Annotated in this window: 12 protein-coding genes; 6 read left to right on the top strand and 6 right to left on the bottom strand. The window is 71.1% G+C overall.

Going from position 1 to position 18,561, the window contains the following annotated elements; all coding sequences use genetic code 11:
* Window positions 1-683 precede the first annotated feature (683 nt).
* Window positions 684-1,202 (top strand): hypothetical protein, encoded by a 519-nt coding sequence (locus ACF07B_RS02720; protein WP_369482107.1) that lies wholly within the window; start codon window positions 684-686, stop codon window positions 1,200-1,202.
* A gap of 168 nt (window positions 1,203-1,370) precedes the next feature.
* Complete coding sequence (locus ACF07B_RS02715) at window positions 1,371-1,994, top strand: class F sortase (protein WP_369482106.1); 624 nt, start codon at window positions 1,371-1,373, stop codon at window positions 1,992-1,994.
* 61 nt (window positions 1,995-2,055) lie between these two features.
* Here ACF07B_RS02715 and ACF07B_RS02710 read toward each other — a convergent pair whose 3' ends face one another.
* Window positions 2,056-2,838, bottom strand: coding sequence for a sulfite exporter TauE/SafE family protein (locus ACF07B_RS02710; RefSeq protein ID WP_392177501.1), 783 nt, complete (start codon window positions 2,836-2,838; stop codon window positions 2,056-2,058).
* Window positions 2,839-3,054: 216 nt separating this feature from the next.
* Between ACF07B_RS02710 and ACF07B_RS02705 the strand changes: the two genes are divergently transcribed.
* Genes ACF07B_RS02705 through nirD form a run of 3 tightly spaced genes read left to right on the top strand, consistent with a single transcriptional unit; the run spans window position 3,055 to window position 7,372 of the window.
* Window positions 3,055-4,395, top strand: a complete 1,341-nt coding sequence (locus tag ACF07B_RS02705) for an NAD(P)/FAD-dependent oxidoreductase (RefSeq protein WP_392177500.1) — start codon at window positions 3,055-3,057, stop codon at window positions 4,393-4,395.
* Window positions 4,395-7,013, top strand: a complete 2,619-nt coding sequence (nirB, locus tag ACF07B_RS02700) for a nitrite reductase large subunit NirB (RefSeq protein WP_392177499.1) — start codon at window positions 4,395-4,397, stop codon at window positions 7,011-7,013. The genes ACF07B_RS02705 and nirB overlap by 1 nt, the downstream gene beginning before the upstream one ends.
* Window positions 7,010-7,372, top strand: coding sequence for a nitrite reductase small subunit NirD (gene nirD / locus ACF07B_RS02695; RefSeq protein ID WP_369482102.1), 363 nt, complete (start codon window positions 7,010-7,012; stop codon window positions 7,370-7,372). Before nirB ends, nirD begins: the two co-directional genes overlap by 4 nt.
* A 116-nt stretch (window positions 7,373-7,488) precedes the next feature.
* Here the strand turns inward: nirD and ACF07B_RS02690 are convergent, their stop codons facing one another.
* Window positions 7,489-8,415, bottom strand: a complete 927-nt coding sequence (locus tag ACF07B_RS02690; protein WP_392177948.1) for an oxidoreductase — start codon at window positions 8,413-8,415, stop codon at window positions 7,489-7,491.
* A 713-nt stretch (window positions 8,416-9,128) separates the two neighbouring features.
* On the opposite strand from ACF07B_RS02690, the gene ACF07B_RS02685 reads away from it, so the two are divergent.
* Window positions 9,129-10,124 carry a hypothetical protein gene (locus ACF07B_RS02685; protein ID WP_392177498.1) on the top strand — a complete coding sequence of 332 codons (996 nt, stop codon included), beginning with the start codon at window positions 9,129-9,131 and terminating at the stop codon, window positions 10,122-10,124.
* Here ACF07B_RS02685 and ACF07B_RS02680 read toward each other — a convergent pair.
* The 4 genes from ACF07B_RS02680 to ppdK all read right to left on the bottom strand — a co-directional run bounded on the left by ACF07B_RS02680 (window position 10,091) and on the right by ppdK (window position 18,157).
* A complete protein-coding gene (locus tag ACF07B_RS02680; protein ID WP_392177497.1) occupies window positions 10,091-11,599 on the bottom strand; it encodes a hypothetical protein in 1,509 nt (502 codons plus the stop codon). The two genes, ACF07B_RS02685 and ACF07B_RS02680, sit on opposite strands and share 34 nt — an antisense overlap.
* A gap of 95 nt (window positions 11,600-11,694) precedes the next feature.
* Window positions 11,695-13,374, bottom strand: coding sequence for an LCP family protein (locus ACF07B_RS02675; protein WP_392177496.1), 1,680 nt, complete (start codon window positions 13,372-13,374; stop codon window positions 11,695-11,697).
* Between the two features lie 297 nt (window positions 13,375-13,671).
* Window positions 13,672-15,147 (bottom strand): hypothetical protein, encoded by a 1,476-nt coding sequence (locus ACF07B_RS02670; protein ID WP_392177495.1) that lies wholly within the window; start codon window positions 15,145-15,147, stop codon window positions 13,672-13,674.
* Window positions 15,148-15,415: 268 nt separating this feature from the next.
* The gene (gene ppdK / locus ACF07B_RS02665) at window positions 15,416-18,157 is read right to left on the bottom strand and encodes a pyruvate, phosphate dikinase (RefSeq protein ID WP_392177494.1); all 2,742 of its coding nucleotides are present in this window, start codon (window positions 18,155-18,157) and stop codon (window positions 15,416-15,418) included.
* Window positions 18,158-18,561: the final 404 nt, after the last annotated feature.

Below are 18,561 nucleotides of genomic sequence, written 5' to 3'. Positions count from 1 at the left end.
GGGGGGGGGTGGGGGGGGTTGCTGGGGGTTTCCCCCGCCTGGGCGGGGGGGGCGCTGTGGGTTTGGTTTTTTGTTGTCTGCGGCGGGGGGGGGGGGGGGGGGCGCGGGCGGGGCCCCCCCCCCACGGCTCCGGGGGAGCATGTCCGTCCCCGGCCGCCGCTACTCCTCCCGCACCGGCCGTTACCCACGCACGTCCGCACCGGGTCCTCGCGGTGACGGCGGAAACGTGTTCGAGCGGGCGTTCCGTCCCGCCCTCGGGGAGGATCGTCGCCCCGCCGCCGAGGATCACCGGCGTCCGGATCGGCCGAAACTCCCGGAGGACGGACGCGGACTCCCCGGCGAGAGAGCCCGCACCCCCGGCGGGCGGGCCCGCACCCCTCGGCGGACGGGCCCGGACTCCCCCGGCGGACGAGCGCCGGGTCACCCGTCACCCGTTCACACCCGCGCCCCGGCTCCTTCGGATTCCCGTGCGCGGTACACCAGGTTCACACCGGTGACCTGCCGGAATGCCGGGGCTCCCGCCCCGTCCGGCGTCATGTCTGACACCCGTTCACATCATTTCTGACGCTCCATCAGAGAGCGGTTCCGGTCCTGTGCCACTTACCTCGGAAGAGCAGGGGTGCGACCGACGCTGCGGCACTTGAGGGTGCCGCGGGCCGTGCCCCCTCGGAGGAGCTGGCACGATGCGACGTACCGCCCGTCTGCTGACCGGCACCGCGCTGGCCGTCGCCGTCGCGGGGCTGGCCGCCGCACCCGTGTACGGCGGGGACACCGGAAGCCTGGAGGTGTTCCCCTCCAGCGTCGTCCCCGGCGCGGACGTCACCGTCAACACGGCCGCGTGCGGCTCGGACGGCACCGCGAGCGGGGACGCGGGCGCGGTGGGCGGCGGTTCCTTCACGCTCGCCGCCAGCGCGCACGAGCACGACGCGATCGGCCAGTTCCAGGTGCCGCCGAGCGCGCAGCCGGGGACGTACGAGATCGTCGCGACGTGCTCCCACGGCCTGCGCGTCACCGGCGACCTCCTGGTGACCCTCGCCGCCACGCGCGAGCAGGTCCAGCCGCGCGGGCATGTGGACACGGGTGTCGGCGGCGCGCTGGGCCCCGACCCCGTTCAGACCGCGGCGGGAGTGGCGGCTCTGGCCGTCGCCGCCGCGGGCGGTACCTGGCTCCTGCATCGCCGGGCGAGAGGCGACGGGATCTGACGGACACCCTCCGCTGTCCGTCCACCGGTACCGCCGTCCCTCCCCCTCCGTGGCCCGACGCCCCTCGCGGCCCGGAGGGGGAAGGGACCGGCATCGTCCGAACACCCCCACGGCCGTCGCGGGCGCCGGCCGGTCCCACCCCTGAAGGGAACCCGTGAGGAGGCTCGCGTGCGCCGGGTCAGCAATGCCGTCATAGCGTCGGTCACGGTCGTCGCCCTGTGCTCGGGTGCCTGGCTGCTGGGCAGCGGCGCCGAGGCGCACCCGCCTCCCCAGCCGTCCGCGGCACAGGCGGCGTCCGCCGGAAACCGTGCGCGGTCCACCGCCCCCGCGATGCCCCACTCCCCGCCCGACCGCATCCGCATCCCCGGGATCGGCGTCGACGCTCCCCTGATCGGCCTCGGCCTCACCCCGCAGGGCAGCCTGGACGTGCCGCCCGCGCGGAAGAAGAACCTGGCGGGCTGGTACGAGGCCGGGACCAGCCCCGGTGAACGCGGTACGGCGATCGTGGCCGGGCACGTCGACAACGCGGAAGGCCCCGCCGTCTTCTACGACCTGGGCTCGCTCCGCACGGGCAGCACCGTCGAGGTGGACCGGCTCGACGGCAGAACGGCCGTCTTCACCGTCGACGCCGTCGAGGTGTACGACTCCCGTTCCTTCCCCGACGCGAAGGTGTACGGCGCCGCGCGCCGGCCGGAGCTGCGGGTCATCACCTGCGGGGGCGGCTACTCGCAGACGACGGGCTACCAGGGGAACGTGGTCGTCTTCGCCCATCTCACCGGCAGCAGCCGGTAGTCCGGCGCGGGCCGCCGAACGTCACCGGGGCGCGAGGAACGAACGGCTGCCGGGGCCGGGTTCAGGCGAGCCACTGCTGGTACGCCAGGTTCGCCACCAGCGCGAACACCACCGTCAGCAGGACCGCCCGGACGAACCCGCTGCCCTGCTTGAGCGCGGTCCGCGCCCCCACCATGCCGCCCGCCAGATTGAACACGGCCATCAGGGCGGCGAGCTCCCAGAACACCGTGCCCTTCCAGGCGAACGTCGCGAGGGCGCCCGCGTTGGTGCAGCAGTTGACGATCTTGGCGGTGGCGGAGGCGGTCACCAGGTCGAGGTGGAGCAGCGCGGTGAGGGCGAGCACGAGGAACGTGCCCGTGCCGGGGCCGATGAGCCCGTCGTAGAAGCCGATGCCGAGGCCCGCCAGGCCGATCGCGGCGAGGACCCGGCGCGCGCTGACCGGGGTGGTCGGCGGCGCCGTGCCGAAGGCGGGCCGCAGGATCACGAACGTACCGACGGCGAGCAGGACGACCATGACGACCGGCTTGAGCACGTCGGTGCTCAGCCCGGCCGCGACGAACGCGCCCGCCGTCGAACCGGCGAGGGCCGCGACGCCGATCCGTACGGCCAGCCGCACGTCCACGGGGGTCTTGCGCGCGTACGTCACCGCTGCGCCCGTGGTGCCGACGATCGCGACCGCCTTGTTCGTGCCGAGCGCGTACGCCGCCGAGGTGCCGGCCGGCAGCCCGAGCAGCATGGCGGGCAGCAGGAGCAGCCCTCCGCCGCCGACCACCGCGTCGATCCAGCCGGCCGCCAGCGCGGCGACACAGAGCACAAGAAGCGTGGTCAGAGATATGTCGGGCATGATCGCGACCCTAAGGGACGGATGGATGCGCGATGCACGGACCCCGGGAAGCTTGAGCGATTCCAGAGGTTCGCGCGGCCGGTCACCGCGCCCTCCGGCCCGGGGCCCGCCTCCCCCGCTCCCTCACACCGCCGCCCCGTCCCCGCTGAGGGCAGCGTTCCTCCCGGGAAACAGGGGTGATGCCACCGGGTAACACCGGCACCGCACGGTGTGGTCATGACCTCGAATACGCGTGTGGTGGTGATCGGTGCCGGCCTCGCGGGCGTCCGGTTCGCCCGGCGGCTCGGTGAGCTCGGCGGGTCCGCGCTGGTCGTCGGCGAGGAGGAGCACCTGCCCTACAACCGGGTGCTGCTGGCCGAGGTGCTGGCCGGACGCTACGCGCCGGAGGTGATCTCGCTCCCGGCCCCGCCGGAACTGGTCCGCGCCCGGGTCACCGGCATCGACCGCCTCGCGCGGACCGTGCGCTGCGCGGACGGTACGGAGATCGCGTACGACACGCTGGTCCTGGCCACCGGCTCCAACCCGGTGCTGCCGCCGCTGCGCGGCCTGTTCACGGACACGCACCTCGCATCGGCACACCGGGCAGGCGATCCGGCCCGCTCTTCCGGCCAGGAGTCCGGGGGGCGTCCCCCGGGAAGGCACAGCGCCCCCGACCACGAACTGCCCGAGGGTGTCCACGCGTTCCGCACCATGGACGACTGCCTGGGCCTGTCGAAGGCGCTGCGGCCGGGGACACGGGCGGTCGTCGTCGGCGGCGGTCTGCTGGGCGTCTCCGCCGCCCGGGCACTCGCCGTGCGTGGCGCCCAGGTGGTCCTCGCCCAGCAGTCCGAGCGGCTCATGGAACGCCAGCTCGACCCGAGCGCCTCGAAGCTGGTGCTGCGGCATCTGCTCGGCCTCGGCGTCGAGGTGCACACCGAGTGCCGGGTACGGAACGTGCGCTGCCCGGGCGGCGCGGTCCGCTCGGTGGAACTGGCCGACGGCTACGCGCTCGACGCCGACCTGGTGGTGCTGGCCTGCGGGGTGCGTCCGCGCGCGGGCCTGGCCAGGGAGGCCGGTCTCGCCGTCCACAAGGGCGTCCTCGTCGACGACGAACTGCGCACCAGCGACCCGCACATCCGCGCCCTCGGCGACTGCGCCCAGCACGACGGCACGGTCTACGGTCTCGCCGCCCCCGCCCTGGAACAGGCGGACCTGCTGGCCGGACTGCTCGCGGGAGCCACCGACGCCCGCTACACCGGCACCCGTTCACTGACCCGGCTCACCCTGACCGGACGGGGCGCCCCTTCCGGGCCCACGCCCTCCGGTCTCGCCCCCTTCGACCTGGCCGCGTTCGGCGAGACCGAACCGCGCCCCGGCGACGACGTCGTCCAGCTCACGGACGCCACCCGCGGCACCTACCGCAGGGTCGTCGTCCGCGACGACCGCCTGGTCGGCGGGGTTCTCGTCGGCGAACTCGGCACCGTCGGCGCGCTCGCCCGCGCCTGGGAGGGAGCCGAGCCGCTCCCCGCGGACGGCGCCCCCCTGCTCCACCTGCTCACCAACGATGGAGGCTCCTGATGTCCACGACCGCCACCGACGGGGGCCGGCCCCGCCCCACGATCGTGCTCGTCGGCCACGGCATGGTCGGCCAGCGCTTCCTCGAAGCGCTCGCCGAACGCGGTCTGACCGCCACACACCGCGTGGTCGTGCTGTGCGAGGAGCCGCGCCCCGCCTACGACCGTGTCGCCCTCACCTCGTACTTCTCCGGGAAGACCCCCGAGGATCTCTCCCTGACCGACATGGAGTTCATCCGCGGGCACGGCATCGAGCTGCACGTCGGCGACCCCGCCGAGTCGGTCGACCGGGCCGCCCGCACCGTGACGGCCAGGTCCGGTCTGACGGTCGGCTACGACACCCTCGTCCTGGCCACCGGTTCCTTCCCCTTCGTTCCGCCGGTCCCCGGCAAGGACGCCGAGGGCTGTTTCGTCTACCGCACGATCGACGACCTGCTCGCCATCGAGGAGTACGCGAGGTCGCGGGCGACGACCGGAGCCGTCGTCGGCGGCGGTCTGCTGGGCCTGGAGGCCGCGGGTGCGCTCAAGGGCCTCGGACTCACCAGCCACATCGTGGAGTTCGCACCCCGGCTGATGCCGGTGCAGGTCGACGACGGAGGCGGGGCCGCGCTCCTGCGCACGATCGAGGACATGGGCCTGTCCGTCCACACGGGCGTGGGCACACAGGCGATCGTGGTCGGCGAGGACGGCGCGGTCACGGGCATGAAGCTCTCCGACGGCTCCGAACTCTCCACCGACCTGGTGGTGTTCTCCGCCGGTGTCCGCCCCCGCGACCAACTCGCCCGCGACTGCGGTCTGACGGTCGGCGAGCGCGGCGGCATCACCGTCGACGAGCAGTGCCGTACGGTCGCCGACCCCCGGGTGTTCGCGATCGGCGAGTGCGCGCTGGCGGCGGACGGCCGGGTGTACGGCCTGGTGGCGCCCGGCTACGAGCAGGCGGAGACGGCCGCGGCGACCCTCGCCGAGGACGAGAAGGCGTTCACGGGCGCGGACCTGTCCACCAAGCTCAAGCTGCTCGGCGTCGACGTGGCCTCCTTCGGTGACGCCCACGGCACCACCGAGGACTGCCTGGACGTCGTCTACTCCGACTCCCGCGCGGGCCTGTACAAGAAGCTGGTCATCGGCCGGGACGGCACCCTGCTCGGCGGCATCCTGATCGGCGACGCGGAGGCGTACGGAACGCTGCGCGCCTTCACCGGCTCGGTCCCGCCGGTCTCCCCGGAGTCCCTGGTCCTGCCGGCGGGGGCGGGCGGGACCGTACAGCTCGGCCCGTCCGCGCTGCCGGACGAGGCGGTCGTCTGCTCCTGCCACAACGTCACCAAGGGCACGATCCGCGGCGCGGTGAGCGAGCACTCCTGCACCACCGTCCCCGAGGTGAAGAAGTGCACCAAGGCCGGTACGGGCTGCGGCAGTTGCGTCAAGGTGCTCAGCCAGCTGGTCACCGCCGAGCTGGAGGCGAGCGGCGTCGAGGTCGACAAGGGCCTGTGCGGCTGCTTCGGACAGACCCGCGAGGAGCTGTACGAGATCGTCCTGGCGCTCAGGACCACCTCGTACCGGACGCTGCTGGACCGGTACGGCCGCGAGGACGCCCGGGGCGGTGACGGCTGCGAGGTCTGCAAGCCCGCCGTGGGCTCGGTCATCGCCTCCCTCGCCCCCACGATCGGCGCCGACGGCTACGTCCTGGACGGCGAACAGGCCGCGCTCCAGGACACCAACGACCACTTCCTCGCCAACCTCCAGAAGAACGGCTCGTACTCGATCGTGCCGCGCATCCCCGGCGGCGAGATCACTCCCGAGAAGCTGATCGTGATCGGCGAGGTGGCCCGGGACTTCGGGCTCTACACGAAGATCACCGGCGGTCAGCGGATCGACCTGTTCGGTGCTCGCGTGGAGCAACTCCCGCTGATCTGGGCACGGCTGGTGGACGCCGGCTTCGAGTCCGGGCACGCGTACGGCAAATCGCTGCGGACGGTGAAGTCCTGCGTCGGGCAGACCTGGTGCCGGTACGGCGTGCAGGACTCGGTCAGGATGGCGATCGACCTGGAGCTGCGCTACCGGGGTCTGCGGTCCCCGCACAAGCTCAAGTCGGCGGTCTCCGGGTGCGCCCGCGAGTGCGCCGAGGCCCAGTCGAAGGACTTCGGCATCATCGCCACCTCCAACGGCTGGAACCTCTACGTCGGCGGCAACGGCGGCGCGACCCCGCGCCACGCGGACCTGCTGGCCCAGGACCTGTCGGACGCCGAACTGGTCCGTCTGATCGACCGCTTCCTGATGTTCTACATCCGCACCGCGGACCGCCTGGAGCGCACCTCGACCTGGCTGGAGCGGATCCCCGGCGGCCTCGACCACGTCCGCGAGGTGGTCGTGGAGAACTCGCTCGGCATCTGCGAGGAGTTGGAGTCGCTGATGACCGCGCATGTCGCGAACTACCGGGACGAGTGGGCCGAGACCATCAACGACCCGGAGAAGCTGTCCCGGTTCGTGTCGTTCGTGAACGCCCCGGACACCCCGGACCCGGTCGTCGGCTTCGTTCCCGAGCGCGACCAGATCAAGCCCGACCTGCCGCTGCTGACCATCGGACACCGTCCCCTTGAGGCCCTGGAAGGAAGTGCCCAGCGATGACCCTGGCACCCGAGACGACCCGGACGACGACGGCCCCCACGCTCCAGCTCCTGCTGGAGGGCGACTGGTTCACGGTCTGCGAGCTGTCCCTGCTGACCCCGGGGCGGGGCGTCGCCGCCCTCCTCCCGGACGGCCGCCAGGTCGCTCTGTTCACCGACCGCGCGGGACGGCCGTACGCGATCGACAACCGTGATCCGTTCAGCGGGGCCGCGGTGCTCTCCCGCGGGCTGACCGGCACCCACCGGGGCCGCCCCTTCGTCGCCTCGCCGCTGCTCAAGCAGCGCTTCGACCTGGAGTCCGGGCGGTGCCTGGACGACGAGGAGGTAGGGGTGGCGACGTACGAGGTGCGGGCCGCCTGAGCCGGCCCGGCCACCGGATCACCCGGCCCGACCGCCCGGCCCTGCCACCGGCCCGACCGCCCGGCCGGACCGCCCGGCCTGCCACCGGCCGAACCGCTGGGCCGGGCTCGCGGCCGTCAGCCCTTGAGACCCTCGTAGACGACGCCCGTCAGCCGCTCCGAGGCGGCCCAGAGCAGCTCCGCCCTGGTGTCGTCGCGGGTCCGGCCGGCCCGCCAGGACGTCGAGGGCGAGCCGCGCCACATCGCGAAGGACGGTCCGACGAAGGTGTCGGGCCGCACTCCGGGCGCGGTGGCCGCGTACAGCGTCGGCAGGGCCCCGGCCTCGGCGCTCTGCCCGAAGACGCGGTTGCCGATCTCCATCAGCCGCTCGGCTCCCTTGCGCCCTTCCAGCCGGGGCCCGGTGGTCTGCAGGTTGGTGGAGGCGTACCCGGGGTGCGCCGCGGCCGCGACGACGTCGGACCCGGCGCCGGACAGCCGCCGTGCCAGCTCGTGAGTGAAGAGGAGGTTGGCGCTCTTGGACCGGCCGTAGGCGATCCACTTGCGGTACGCCTTCTCGCTGTTGAGGTCGTCGAGGTCGAGGTCGGCGAGGGCGTGCATCATGCTGGACACGGTCACGATCCGCGCGCCGGGCGTCGCGAGCAGGACGGGGGCCAGCAGCCCGGTGAGGGCGAAGTGCCCCAGGTGGTTGACCCCGAACTGCGTCTCGAACCCGTCGGCCGTCGTCCCGTACGGCAGCGCCATCACGCCCGCGTTGTTCACGAGCAGGTCGAGGCGGTCGTAGGAGAAGGAGTCCGCGAACTCCCGTACGGACGCGAGGTCTCCGAGATCGAGACGGCCGAACTCCACCTCGGCTCGGGGCACTTCGGCGACGATCCGCTCGGCCGCCTCCCTGCCACGCACCTCACTGCGGCAGGCGAGCACCACCCGGGCCCCGCCTCGCGCCAGCTCGCGCGCGGTGACGAGCCCCAGTCCGCTGTTGGCCCCGGTGACGACGGCGATCCGCCCCCGCTGCGCCGGTATGTCCTTCGCGCCCCAGCCACCCATGCTCCGCGCCTCCCACTGCCTCGACATCGCCCTCGGCCTCAGCCTACGGAAGCCGGTCCGCCCGGCACGCGCCGCTCCGGATCCCGTACCGCGCGCCCACCCCGGTCACCTGCGAAGTCCCCGTACTCCGCGAGGACAAACCCGAGGCCGGCGCCCGCGTTGCGGGGCGCACCGACCAGGTGAACAGTGGAATGTGGGCCCGGTCCGCAACGGATGAAGCAAGCACCCCGCGAAGCGCATCTGGAACCCCCATGGCCAGAACCTCCAGGCGACGCGCCGTCCACAGCGTCAACGCATCCCTCTTGGCCGCGACCCTCGCGTTCCCGGCAGGCCTGACCAGTGCGATAGCCGCGCTCCAGACCCCCGGCACGAGCGGATCGTCGGCGGTCGCGAGCACACCACCCCCTCCTCCGGGGGACAGCCCGCCTCCCTCGCCGACGCCGAGTGACCCGCCGGCGCCCAGCGGCACGGCCTCCGCACCGAGTGGCACGCCCACGCCCGGCGGCACCACCTCCGCACCGAGTACCGCGTCGTCGGATCCGGGGCACACAGCGGCCTCTGACGAGTCGTCACAGCCTCCGGGCTCCGGTGACACGGGCCGGGGGAACACCGACCCCCTCGCCGAACAGGCGGAACAGATCAAGGACGTCTCGACGCGCCTGAACGAGACGAAGGCAATCGTTCCCGGGGAACTCGCGCCGACTGTCGACGAATTGACCACCACGCTCGAAGCGGTCCAGGACCCCGAGACGTCGCTGCGGGACCGGCAGGGAGTCATCGAGAGCGCCGACCATCTGACCATCGCGCTGACGGCCACCGGCGACGACGGCACACCTCCGCGGCTCCGGAAACAGCTGACCGCACTCGTGAAGCAGGTGTCCTCCGCCCTGAAGGCGGGATACGACGCGCAGGTGCCGCCCGAGACGCGGTCCTCCGTCCTCCTGGTCATGAAGCGCACGACGTCCGCGCTGGACATGATCTGCGACTCCCGGACACCCGCGGAGCTGCGAGAACAGCTGCTGGCGATCACGGAAGGGCTGAGCAGCGCGGTGACGGGTGACCATCAGACGGCCTCGCTTCGGGGGTTCGAGGAACAGATGAGCGTCGCGCAGGCGGACGCCTCCACCACCCCGCGGACGTCCCCGGCGAGCACGGCCGCGGCCATGCCTCCGAAGCACCGGTACGCGCTCGTTCAGGCCGTGCACGAGCAGAACGAGAAACTGCGGGTGTTCAGCGATCCCGAGTCGTCGTCGAAGGACCGGACCGAAGCCGAGAAGGACATGCGGGACCGGTCCGCTCGCATCAGCGACCAGCAGGAGGCCGCGGGCTCGGCCCGGGGACGGCCGGAGGACCCCCTCGGCAAGGCGGCCGAGACCTGCACCAACGCCATATTCGAATCGTCGGCCGGGGACGAACTCCCCCAGGAGCTGAAGGACCTGGTTCCCGGCAGTTGGCGCCCGGAAGGGGTCAAGGACTTCTGGAAGAGCAAGGAGAAGAGCGACATCGCGCTCGACGTCCTCGCCGAGTTGCGGAACAACGAGAACGTCCGCGCGCCGATCAAGATCGCACCGCTCGTCACCGAGCTCGCCAAGGTCGTCCCCAAGGACGATCTGTGGTCCACCATCGGCCAGCGGGCCTCCTACTGCCAGTCGACCGCCGCTTACCTCGACGAGGACTACGGGGTCGCCGTCGGCACCTGGCTCGAATAGCCCGGTGGCAGCAGGACAGGGGGCGGAGCCAGCAGCTCCGCGAGGGAGACCTCGTAACTCACATGCGCCTCCGCGACCCCGTATCTTCCCAGCTCCCTCTTCTCCTTCTGCACCAGACCCGTCTCCCCTTTGAAGTCGAACGGGGAGATGAACGACTCGGGGTCGCGTCCCGGGGACCAGATCGCCGTCACATAGCGCGGCCTGCGCGTCAGATTGACGAGGTTGTCGTTGTGCCGCACTTTCCCGTGGTAAATGATCTGTCGGAAACAACCCTTCTCCGGGGCGCAGTAGTATCGCCCGGCATGCGGATCCCATGAATAATGAGGGGTTTTGAATTCCTCCACGCCGAGTTTCCCCCGGTCCTTCCTCATGTAGGAGATCGTGAGGTCGACGCTCAGGATGTCGTACCTGGCATCCTTGGGAAGCTGGAACACATGCTTGCGCGCGTATTCCTCCCCGATTTCGAGCCGGTTGCCGGGGCCGTAGAAATGTCCGCTGCTGATCGTGGTGTGCACGAGGTGGTCGACGTAGCGCTCCGCTTCCCCCGAGTCCTCGCCCCGCCGGCCCGCGCTCTCCCGCCACTCCCGCATCAGGTCCCTGTCGGCAGGGTTTCTGGAGTACGCGCCCCCTCTGCCGGAGACCGTGTAGCTGTCGTTCAGGATGTACACCGGAATCCCTCCGGTGTTCTTCATGTAAAGCGTCAGCGGGACCTGGAGAAACCCGAGTGAACGATCCACCCGCGACCTCCCGAATTCCGCCTTCAGATGGAGGTGCATCGGGGCCGCCGCGGGCTGGTACATGGTCGAATACGCCAGGCTGACGCCGGTCAGGAGCGCGGTGGCGACCACTCCGGCCGCGAACCTCTTGGGCTGGGGGATTTCCTTCCACGACCTGTTCCGCACAAGAAGGCAAAGGGCCCACAGAGACCAGCACCAAAGGGGCATGAACACCAGCACATAGGGCGTGAACTCCCTCTCTTCGAGCCACATGAACAGCAGCAGACTGTCGGTGGCCAGGGAGATGAGCACGCCGAGCAGGACGATCGCCCCGGAGGCACGGAACTGTCGTTTCCCCCCGTAGTCGAGTGCCGCGGCGGCCGCCACGCCCTGCACCGCGCCCGACAGGACGAACACGATCCCGTTGAGCCGTTGCGCGAAGGTCAGGGCCCCGAAGGCGTCCGGCCCCCCGACGATCGCGCTGAGGACCATGGACGCGAGCAGCCCGGCCGCCATGAGCGCGGTGACCGCGTGCCGTCTCCCCGCGCGGTCGGGCCACGCCCCGCTGTCACCTCCGCGCCAGCAGACGGTTGCCGGATCCTCCAGGTCCAGGTCCTCCGGGTGACCGAGACGCCCGAGGATCCTCCGCAGTCCGGCCGCCGACCAGGCATGACCCACCGTCTCCCCGCCCACGACGACCCGCCGCAGCCCACGGCTGTCCGGCGGCTCGACAACGACCCAGGGACGGATGCTCATCATGGGCCCAGACTGGAACCCGCCATGGCCCGGTGCACGCGGGGCTACCCCGTTCGGCTCCCCGGAGTCCGGGTTGCGGCACTCGCGTCAGCCCACTGTCAGCCGACGCACACGTTCTTGTCGGCATGCGACTGCGGGATGCCGGCCGGGGGCTTGGCCGGGCCGGTGAGAGGCACTCCGGGCCCCTGGAAGTCACGTCCGAGGGTGAGCGTCATGTCGGTGCCGGTGCGTGAGCCGTCCTTGGCGGGGTGGAGGGCCGAGGCGGACAGACCCATCATCGCGGCGAGGGACCGGGCCTGGTCGGCCTGGTCGGGCCCGTAGGCCAGGGTCGTACGGTCCTGCCGCGCCCCGGAGGCGTTGCCGCCGTTGGTGGAGTGGGCGACGCCCTTGGTGTTCTGCAGCCACTGAAGGGTGGTCTGCGCCGCGCCCTGGGGGCCGCCCCCGTTGTAGACGACGACCCGCACCCGCGACGGGTCCGCCTTGGAGCCCTTCAGCTTGGCGTCTGCGGCCGTGGGCTTCTTCGCGACCTCGGTCAGCGAGACGTCGTTCTTGATCGCCGCGAGAAGCGCGGGCGCCCTGGTCCCGTCGGCCACCACGGTCCGGTGATTCTTCCCCTCGGCCGGGTTGTCGACGACCGGGAACGTCGTGAAGGTGATGTGCTCGGAGTCGACCCGGTTGAGATCCTTGGCGAGGTCGGTGAGCTTGCCGACCCCGCCGATCCCGGTGTCCACCGTGAGCGACTTGGTGGCCGCGTTCGCCAGTTTGAAGAGCTTCCCGGGATCGGTGAGGGTGTTGCGGGACTTCATCTGACGGATCATCGAACCCAGGAACTGCTTCTGCAGGTCGATGCGGTCCAGGTCGCTGCCGTTCTTCAGCGAGTGACGGGTCCTGACGAACTGCAGAGCCTGTTCGCCCTGGACCGTGTGCGGGCCGGCGGCCAGACGCAGATGGGAGCCCTGGCCCTGGCGGTCCGTGTCGTCGATGGCGTGGGTGAGACAGATCGGGACGCCTCCGACAGCCGAGGAGAGGGTCTTCACCGCCTCGAAGTCGACCAGGATGAAGTGGTCGACCGGCAGGCCGGTGAGTTGGGTGACGGTCCGCATGGTGCAGCCCGGGTCGCGGCCCGCCTGGCCGAGACTCTCGTTGAAGCGCGGGCTGAAGGTCGCTCTGGGCGTCCCCTTGATCGTCTTGGTGGAGCCGTCCTTCTGCTTGGTCGGGCAGTCCGGGATGCCGGTGACCATGTCGCGCGGGATACTCATCGCCGTCGCGTTCGACCGGTCCTTCGCCACATGGAAGAGGATCGTGGTGTCGGCGTGGCCCGGGCTCCCGGCGTCTCCGTACTTCCCGCCCAGGCCTATTCGGCTGTCGGTGCCGATGACCAGGATGTTCACCGCGTCGTCGCTGGTCGCGTTCTTGCTGCCCGCCGTGCCGACGTCGACCGTGCTGATGTTGTCGTTGAAGTGGCGGTACAGCAGGTAGGCCCCGGTACTGCCCGCCAGCAGCACGAAGCCCAGCGTCCCCGCGGTCCACGTCAGGACCTTCCGCTTCGTGGACCGCTTGGCTTTCCGCGGCCTCCCCGCACCGCCGCGGCGAGCGCCCTCGCCCGGCTCCGGGACGGGCCGCGGCTCCCCGTCGCGGCGCGCGCGACCCCTTCTCTGCCCCGGCACCGTGGCGGCCGACGCGCCATCGGCTCCTGTTCTCAGCCGGTACTCGCCGGTCTCCGGGTCGAGGACCCACTGGTCCGCGGGGTCGATGTCGCTGCCGCCTTGCGTGTCCACGGTCCTCCGTCTGTGCTGCGCGGCCCCCGGGGGTCCTGCCACCCGACCCCTGCCGGATCCGCCCCGCGGCCGACCTCGGGATGCCCGTTCAGACATTCGAACGCGCCCGATGGTTGCACGCGGACACCACACAACAGCCCTGCCGGCCGGCGACCTTGCCGGAACCCCTCGCACGCAAGTGCCGGGCTGCATCGGGTCGGTGGAGAGCATGCCGGCGCGGGCGCTGCTGCTGCGACCGTCACCGACGGCTTCCGTCCCTGACCCGTCCGGGGCCCCTCCGGACCCCCGGACGAGGCGTCAGTTCCCGCCGCGGGACCGTCGGGAGAGCGCTACGGCCACACCACCGGCCAGCAACAGCGCGCCGGCCGCCCAGCCGATCCAGCCGCCGCCGAATCCGGTGCCGGCCAGCGGTCCGGACCCTGCGGAAGAGCCGCCCTGCGCCAGCCGCAGGATCAGCGGCGCGCTGTCGTTGGAGGCGTCGGGGTCGAACCCCTCGAAGAACTCCTGCGTCTGGATCTGGCCCGCGGAGACGGCCGGGGTACGGGGGCCGATGGCGAAGGTGAACGACAGGACGTGTCTGTCTCCCGGGGCGGGGTCGCCGAAGTAGCACTCGTAGGTGGTCCAGCCCAGCCGGGGGCCGTGGTACGACCCGTCCGTGCCCGGCGGGTAGCAGTCGTGCGGGATCTTCGTGGCCTTCGTGCCCGGCGGCAGCTTGACGAGGACCGTGAGACCGGTCTCGTCGTCGAGGAGGTCCTCCACCAGCGCCGGCCCCCGGTCGACCACGGTGACGTGCAGCGTGGCGTGACCGCCGCGCCGCCCGGTGGCGGTGTCCCCGGTGACGGCGAAGTCGGCGTGGTTGACGCTGTCGACGTAGGTGGTGAAGGACGGCTCGTGGTTGTCGTCGGACGGCGTCGCGCCATCGGGGACCAGGGTCAGCGGGGTCCCGGGGCCGTTCGCCGGGGCGGCGTCGGCGAGCGGGGTGACGTCGTAGTAGATCTTGTCGTGCAGGGCCTCGTCGCCGACCTTGACCCGCAGCGGCGACGACAACGCGTACTGCCGGCCGGGCTCCACCGGGGTGGGGAAGTCGCACAGGGTCTCGTGCACGATGTGCCCCCCGCGGCCGCTCGCGGACACGTCGCGGCAGTTGGCCCAGGAGCCCTGGAGGTGCAGCCCGGCGGTGGTGTCGATCCGCAGCTCCACCCCCTTGGCCGCCGGGAGTTGGCCGGTGTTCCACACGTCGAGCGGAAAGGTCAGCATGTCGCCCGGCACCTGGTCCAGCTGCTCGGCGGACTCGCTCACCTTCAGCTGCGTCTTGCCGTTGGTCAGGGTGACGTGGTCGCCGGTGACGGTGGCGTCCGACGCCGTGCCGGCGACGGTCATGGTGCCGCTGCTGCCGATGGCCGCACCGGGCTTCGGCACCAGCGTGATGGCGTGGTAGTCCGAGGTGGCGGACGTCAGGTCCAGCGTGCAGAGGTTGCCGTCGCAGTGCTCCGACGGTGCCGGCTCGGCGAAGTCGGCCACTCCGGACAGGTCGACGGTCAGGTGGACGTGGTGTGCCGCGCCCCCGCCGGCCACCTTCCACCGGTAGGCCACGAACGCGTTCGCCGGCTCCGTCCCGATGAAGATCTCGTGCTCGACGAACCGGACCGTCATCCCTCGTACGCCGTCCGCCGCGTCGGCGCGGGCCGGACCCGTGCCGAACAGCCCCGCCATCAGCGCCAGCGCGCCCGCCACCGCCGTCGCGACCGCGCGTACCCGTGATCGTCGTGCCATCCGGCCGAACCCTTCCCCGCGCGCCGGGAGGGTCCCGGCCCGCCGTACTTCACAGGTGTGACCCGCCAGGTGCGGAAATGGTTGTGGCCGGCCGTGCATCACGTGTCCGCCTTGCCTGGTCAGCGACGTAGCTCGACAGCGCCCGCCGAAAACCCCGAAAGGGCGGCACCCCCGCACAGGGTGTCGCCCTTTCTCGTGGGCCGGGCCGCCGCCCATCGGTGTTGAGGGTCGGGGACAGGCGGCGGACCCGGGGTCCGGTGCTCAGGGGCTAGCGGTGGTCGCTGCCCTTCGAGCTGGAGGCCGCCCGGCCCGCTTCCAGGCGGGCGACCGGGATGCGGAACGGGGAGCAGGAGACGTAGTCGAGTCCCACCTCGTGGAAGAAGTGGACCGACTCGGGGTCACCGCCGTGCTCGCCGCAGACGCCGAGCTTCAGGTCGGGGCGCGTCTCGCGGCCGGCCTTCACCGCGGACTTGACCAGGGAGCCGACGCCGTCCCTGTCGATCGTCTCGAAGGGGCTGACGCCGAAGATGCCCTTCTCCAGGTACGCCGTGAAGAAGGAGGCCTCCACGTCGTCGCGGCTGAAGCCCCACACCGTCTGGGTGAGGTCGTTCGTGCCGAAGGAGAAGAACTCCGCCGCCTCGGCGATCTGGCCGGCCGTCAGCGCGGCGCGCGGCAGCTCGATCATCGTGCCGATCGCCAGCTTCAGGTGCACGCCGGTGGCCGCCTCGACCTCGGCGATGACCTGGTCGGCCTCCTCGCGGACGATCTCCAGCTCCTGGACGGTGCCGACGAGCGGGATCATGATCTCCGCGCGCGGGTCGCCCTTGGCGTTCTTGCGCTCGGCTGCCGCCTCCGCGATGGCCCGTACCTGCATGGTGAACAGGCCGGGGATGACCAGGCCGAGGCGCACACCGCGCAGGCCCAGCATCGGGTTCTGCTCGTGCAGCCGGTGCACGGCCTGGAGGAGACGGAGGTCGTTCTCGTTGGAGTCCTTGCGGGACTCGGCGAGCGCGACCCGCACCGACAGCTCGGTGATGTCCGGCAGGAACTCGTGCAGCGGCGGGTCGAGGAGACGGACGGTGACCGGGAGGCCGTCCATCGCCGAGAACAGCTCCACGAAGTCCTTCTTCTGGAGCGGCAGGAGCGCCTTCAGCGACTCCTCGCGCTCGGCCTCGGTGTCCGCGAGGATCAGGCGCTCGACCAGCCCACGGCGGTCGCCCAGGAACATGTGCTCCGTGCGGCACAGACCGATGCCCTGGGCGCCGAAGCGGCGGGCGCGCAGCGCGTCCTCGGCGTTGTCGGCGTTGGCGCGTACACGCAGGCTGCGCTTGCGGTCGGCGAAGGCCATGATCCGGTGGACGGCCTCGACCAGTTCGTCGGCGTCGTCGGCGCCCGCGTGCATCCGGCCCTCGAAGTACTCGACGACCGGGGACGGCACGACGGGGACCTCACCGAGGTACACCTTGCCGCTGGAGCCGTCGATCGAGATGAGGTCGCCCTCCTCGACGACGTGCCCGCCGGGCACGGTCATCCGGCGGCGCTTGGTGTCGACCTCCAGCTCCTCGGCGCCGCAGACACAGGTCTTGCCCATGCCGCGGGCGACGACGGCCGCGTGGGAGGTCTTGCCGCCGCGCGAGGTGAGGATGCCCTCGGCGGCGATCATGCCGTCCAGGTCGTCGGGGTTCGTCTCGCGGCGGACCAGGATGACCTTCTCGCCGGAACGGGACCACTTCACCGCGGTGTACGAGTCGAAGACGGCCTTGCCGACGGCGGCGCCCGGCGACGCGGCGATGCCCCGGCCGACCTGCTGGACCTTCGCGTCCTCGTCGAAGCGCGGGAACATCAGCTGCGCGAGCTGGGCGCCCGTCACCCGCTGGAGTGCCTCGGCCTCGTCGATCAGGCCCTGGTCCACGAGCTGCGTGGCGATGCGGAAGGCCGCGCCCGCCGTGCGCTTGCCGACGCGGGTCTGGAGCATCCAGAGCTGGCCGCGCTCGATGGTGAACTCGATGTCGCAGAGATCCTTGTAGTGGTTCTCCAGGGTCTCCATGATCTGCATGAGCTGGTCGTACGACTTCTTGTCGATCGACTCCAGCTCGGCGAGCGGGACCGTGTTGCGGATGCCCGCGACGACGTCCTCGCCCTGGGCGTTCTGGAGGTAGTCGCCGTAGACGCCCTGGTGGCCGGAGGCGGGGTCGCGGGTGAAGGCGACGCCGGTGCCGGAGTCGGGGCCGAGGTTGCCGAAGACCATCGAACAGACGTTGACGGCCGTGCCGAGGTCGCCGGGGATGCGCTCCTGGCGGCGGTAGAGCTTGGCGCGGTCGGTGTTCCAGGACTCGAAGACCGCCTTGATGGCGAGGTCCATCTGCTCGCGCGGGTCCTGCGGGAAGTCCCGGCCGGCCTCGGTCTTGACGATCTTCTTGAACTTGGTGACGAGCTTCTTGAGGTCGGCCGCCTCCAGGTCCGTGTCGACGGTGACCTTCTTGAGGTCCTTCGCCGCGTCCAGAGCCTCCTCGAAGAGCTCGCCGTCCACGCCGAGGACGGTCTTGCCGAACATCTGGATGAGACGGCGGTAGGAGTCCCACGCGAAGCGGTCGTCGCCGGACTGCCGGGACAGACCCAGCACGGACTTGTCGGAGAGCCCGATGTTCAGGACGGTGTCCATCATGCCGGGCATGGAGAACTTGGCCCCGGAGCGGACGGAGACGAGCAGCGGGTCGTCGGCCTGGCCGAGCTTCTTGCCCATCGTGGCTTCGAGGGCCACGAGGTGCGCACTCACCTCGTCACGCAGGGCCGCCGGCTCCTCGCCACTGTCGAGGTAGGTCTTGCACGCCTCGGTGGTGATGGTGAAGCCGGGCGGGACGGGAAGACCCAGGTTGGTCATTTCGGCGAGGTTGGCACCCTTGCCTCCGAGCAGGTCCTTGAGGTCCCTGTTGCCCTCGGTGAAGTCATAAACGAACTTCGCTCCGCCAACGCCGCTTTCGGCTACGTGGGGATCTTTGTTTTCCGACACGAGTCTCGACTCCTCGACGTCGCGGTGGCTGCCCTGACGACGGGGAACATACCCAGATCGAAGGCACCTGGGTACGTCCACTTGCGCGTCATGTGCCTGTAACCAGTCGTCCGCCACCAGATCCAAAGTCAAGGCTTGGCAAGTCATCGCGTCTGATGTTTTCACTTCTTGAACGAATCAACGCCCGTAGACCGTCCCTGACGCTCAAGTGAGCAGGCTCAGGCACGTCTGAGTTTAATCGATGAACGATCAGAGGGTGGCACTGAGTGCCACCCCTTAGGGAAGTGCAGTCGCACAAGATCCGCTCATCTGAGCGTGACCCTTATCAAGGGTGGCGAGAATCACGCCACCAGGAGGAGTCAGATTTCATCATCCGGACCACGATCCGGGCGCGACACACGGGG

This window comes from Streptomyces sp. NPDC015532, from assembly GCF_043078065.1.
In the GTDB taxonomy this organism is placed as follows: Bacteria; Actinomycetota; Actinomycetes; order Streptomycetales; family Streptomycetaceae; genus Streptomyces.
This window is presented reverse-complemented; position numbering and strand designations above follow the sequence as displayed.

Coding starts and splice junctions, on each gene's coding strand:
- nirB (WP_392177499.1), top strand. CDS start 4,395: ATGTCCACGACCGCCACCGACGGGGGCCGGCCCCGCCCCACGATCGTG.
- ACF07B_RS02690 (WP_392177948.1), bottom strand. CDS start 8,415: ATGGGTGGCTGGGGCGCGAAGGACATACCGGCGCAGCGGGGGCGGATC.
- ACF07B_RS02705 (WP_392177500.1), top strand. CDS start 3,055: ATGACCTCGAATACGCGTGTGGTGGTGATCGGTGCCGGCCTCGCGGGC.
- ACF07B_RS02670 (WP_392177495.1), bottom strand. CDS start 15,147: ATGGCACGACGATCACGGGTACGCGCGGTCGCGACGGCGGTGGCGGGC.
- ACF07B_RS02680 (WP_392177497.1), bottom strand. CDS start 11,599: ATGATGAGCATCCGTCCCTGGGTCGTTGTCGAGCCGCCGGACAGCCGT.
- ACF07B_RS02720 (WP_369482107.1), top strand. CDS start 684: ATGCGACGTACCGCCCGTCTGCTGACCGGCACCGCGCTGGCCGTCGCC.
- nirD (WP_369482102.1), top strand. CDS start 7,010: ATGACCCTGGCACCCGAGACGACCCGGACGACGACGGCCCCCACGCTC.
- ACF07B_RS02710 (WP_392177501.1), bottom strand. CDS start 2,838: ATGCCCGACATATCTCTGACCACGCTTCTTGTGCTCTGTGTCGCCGCG.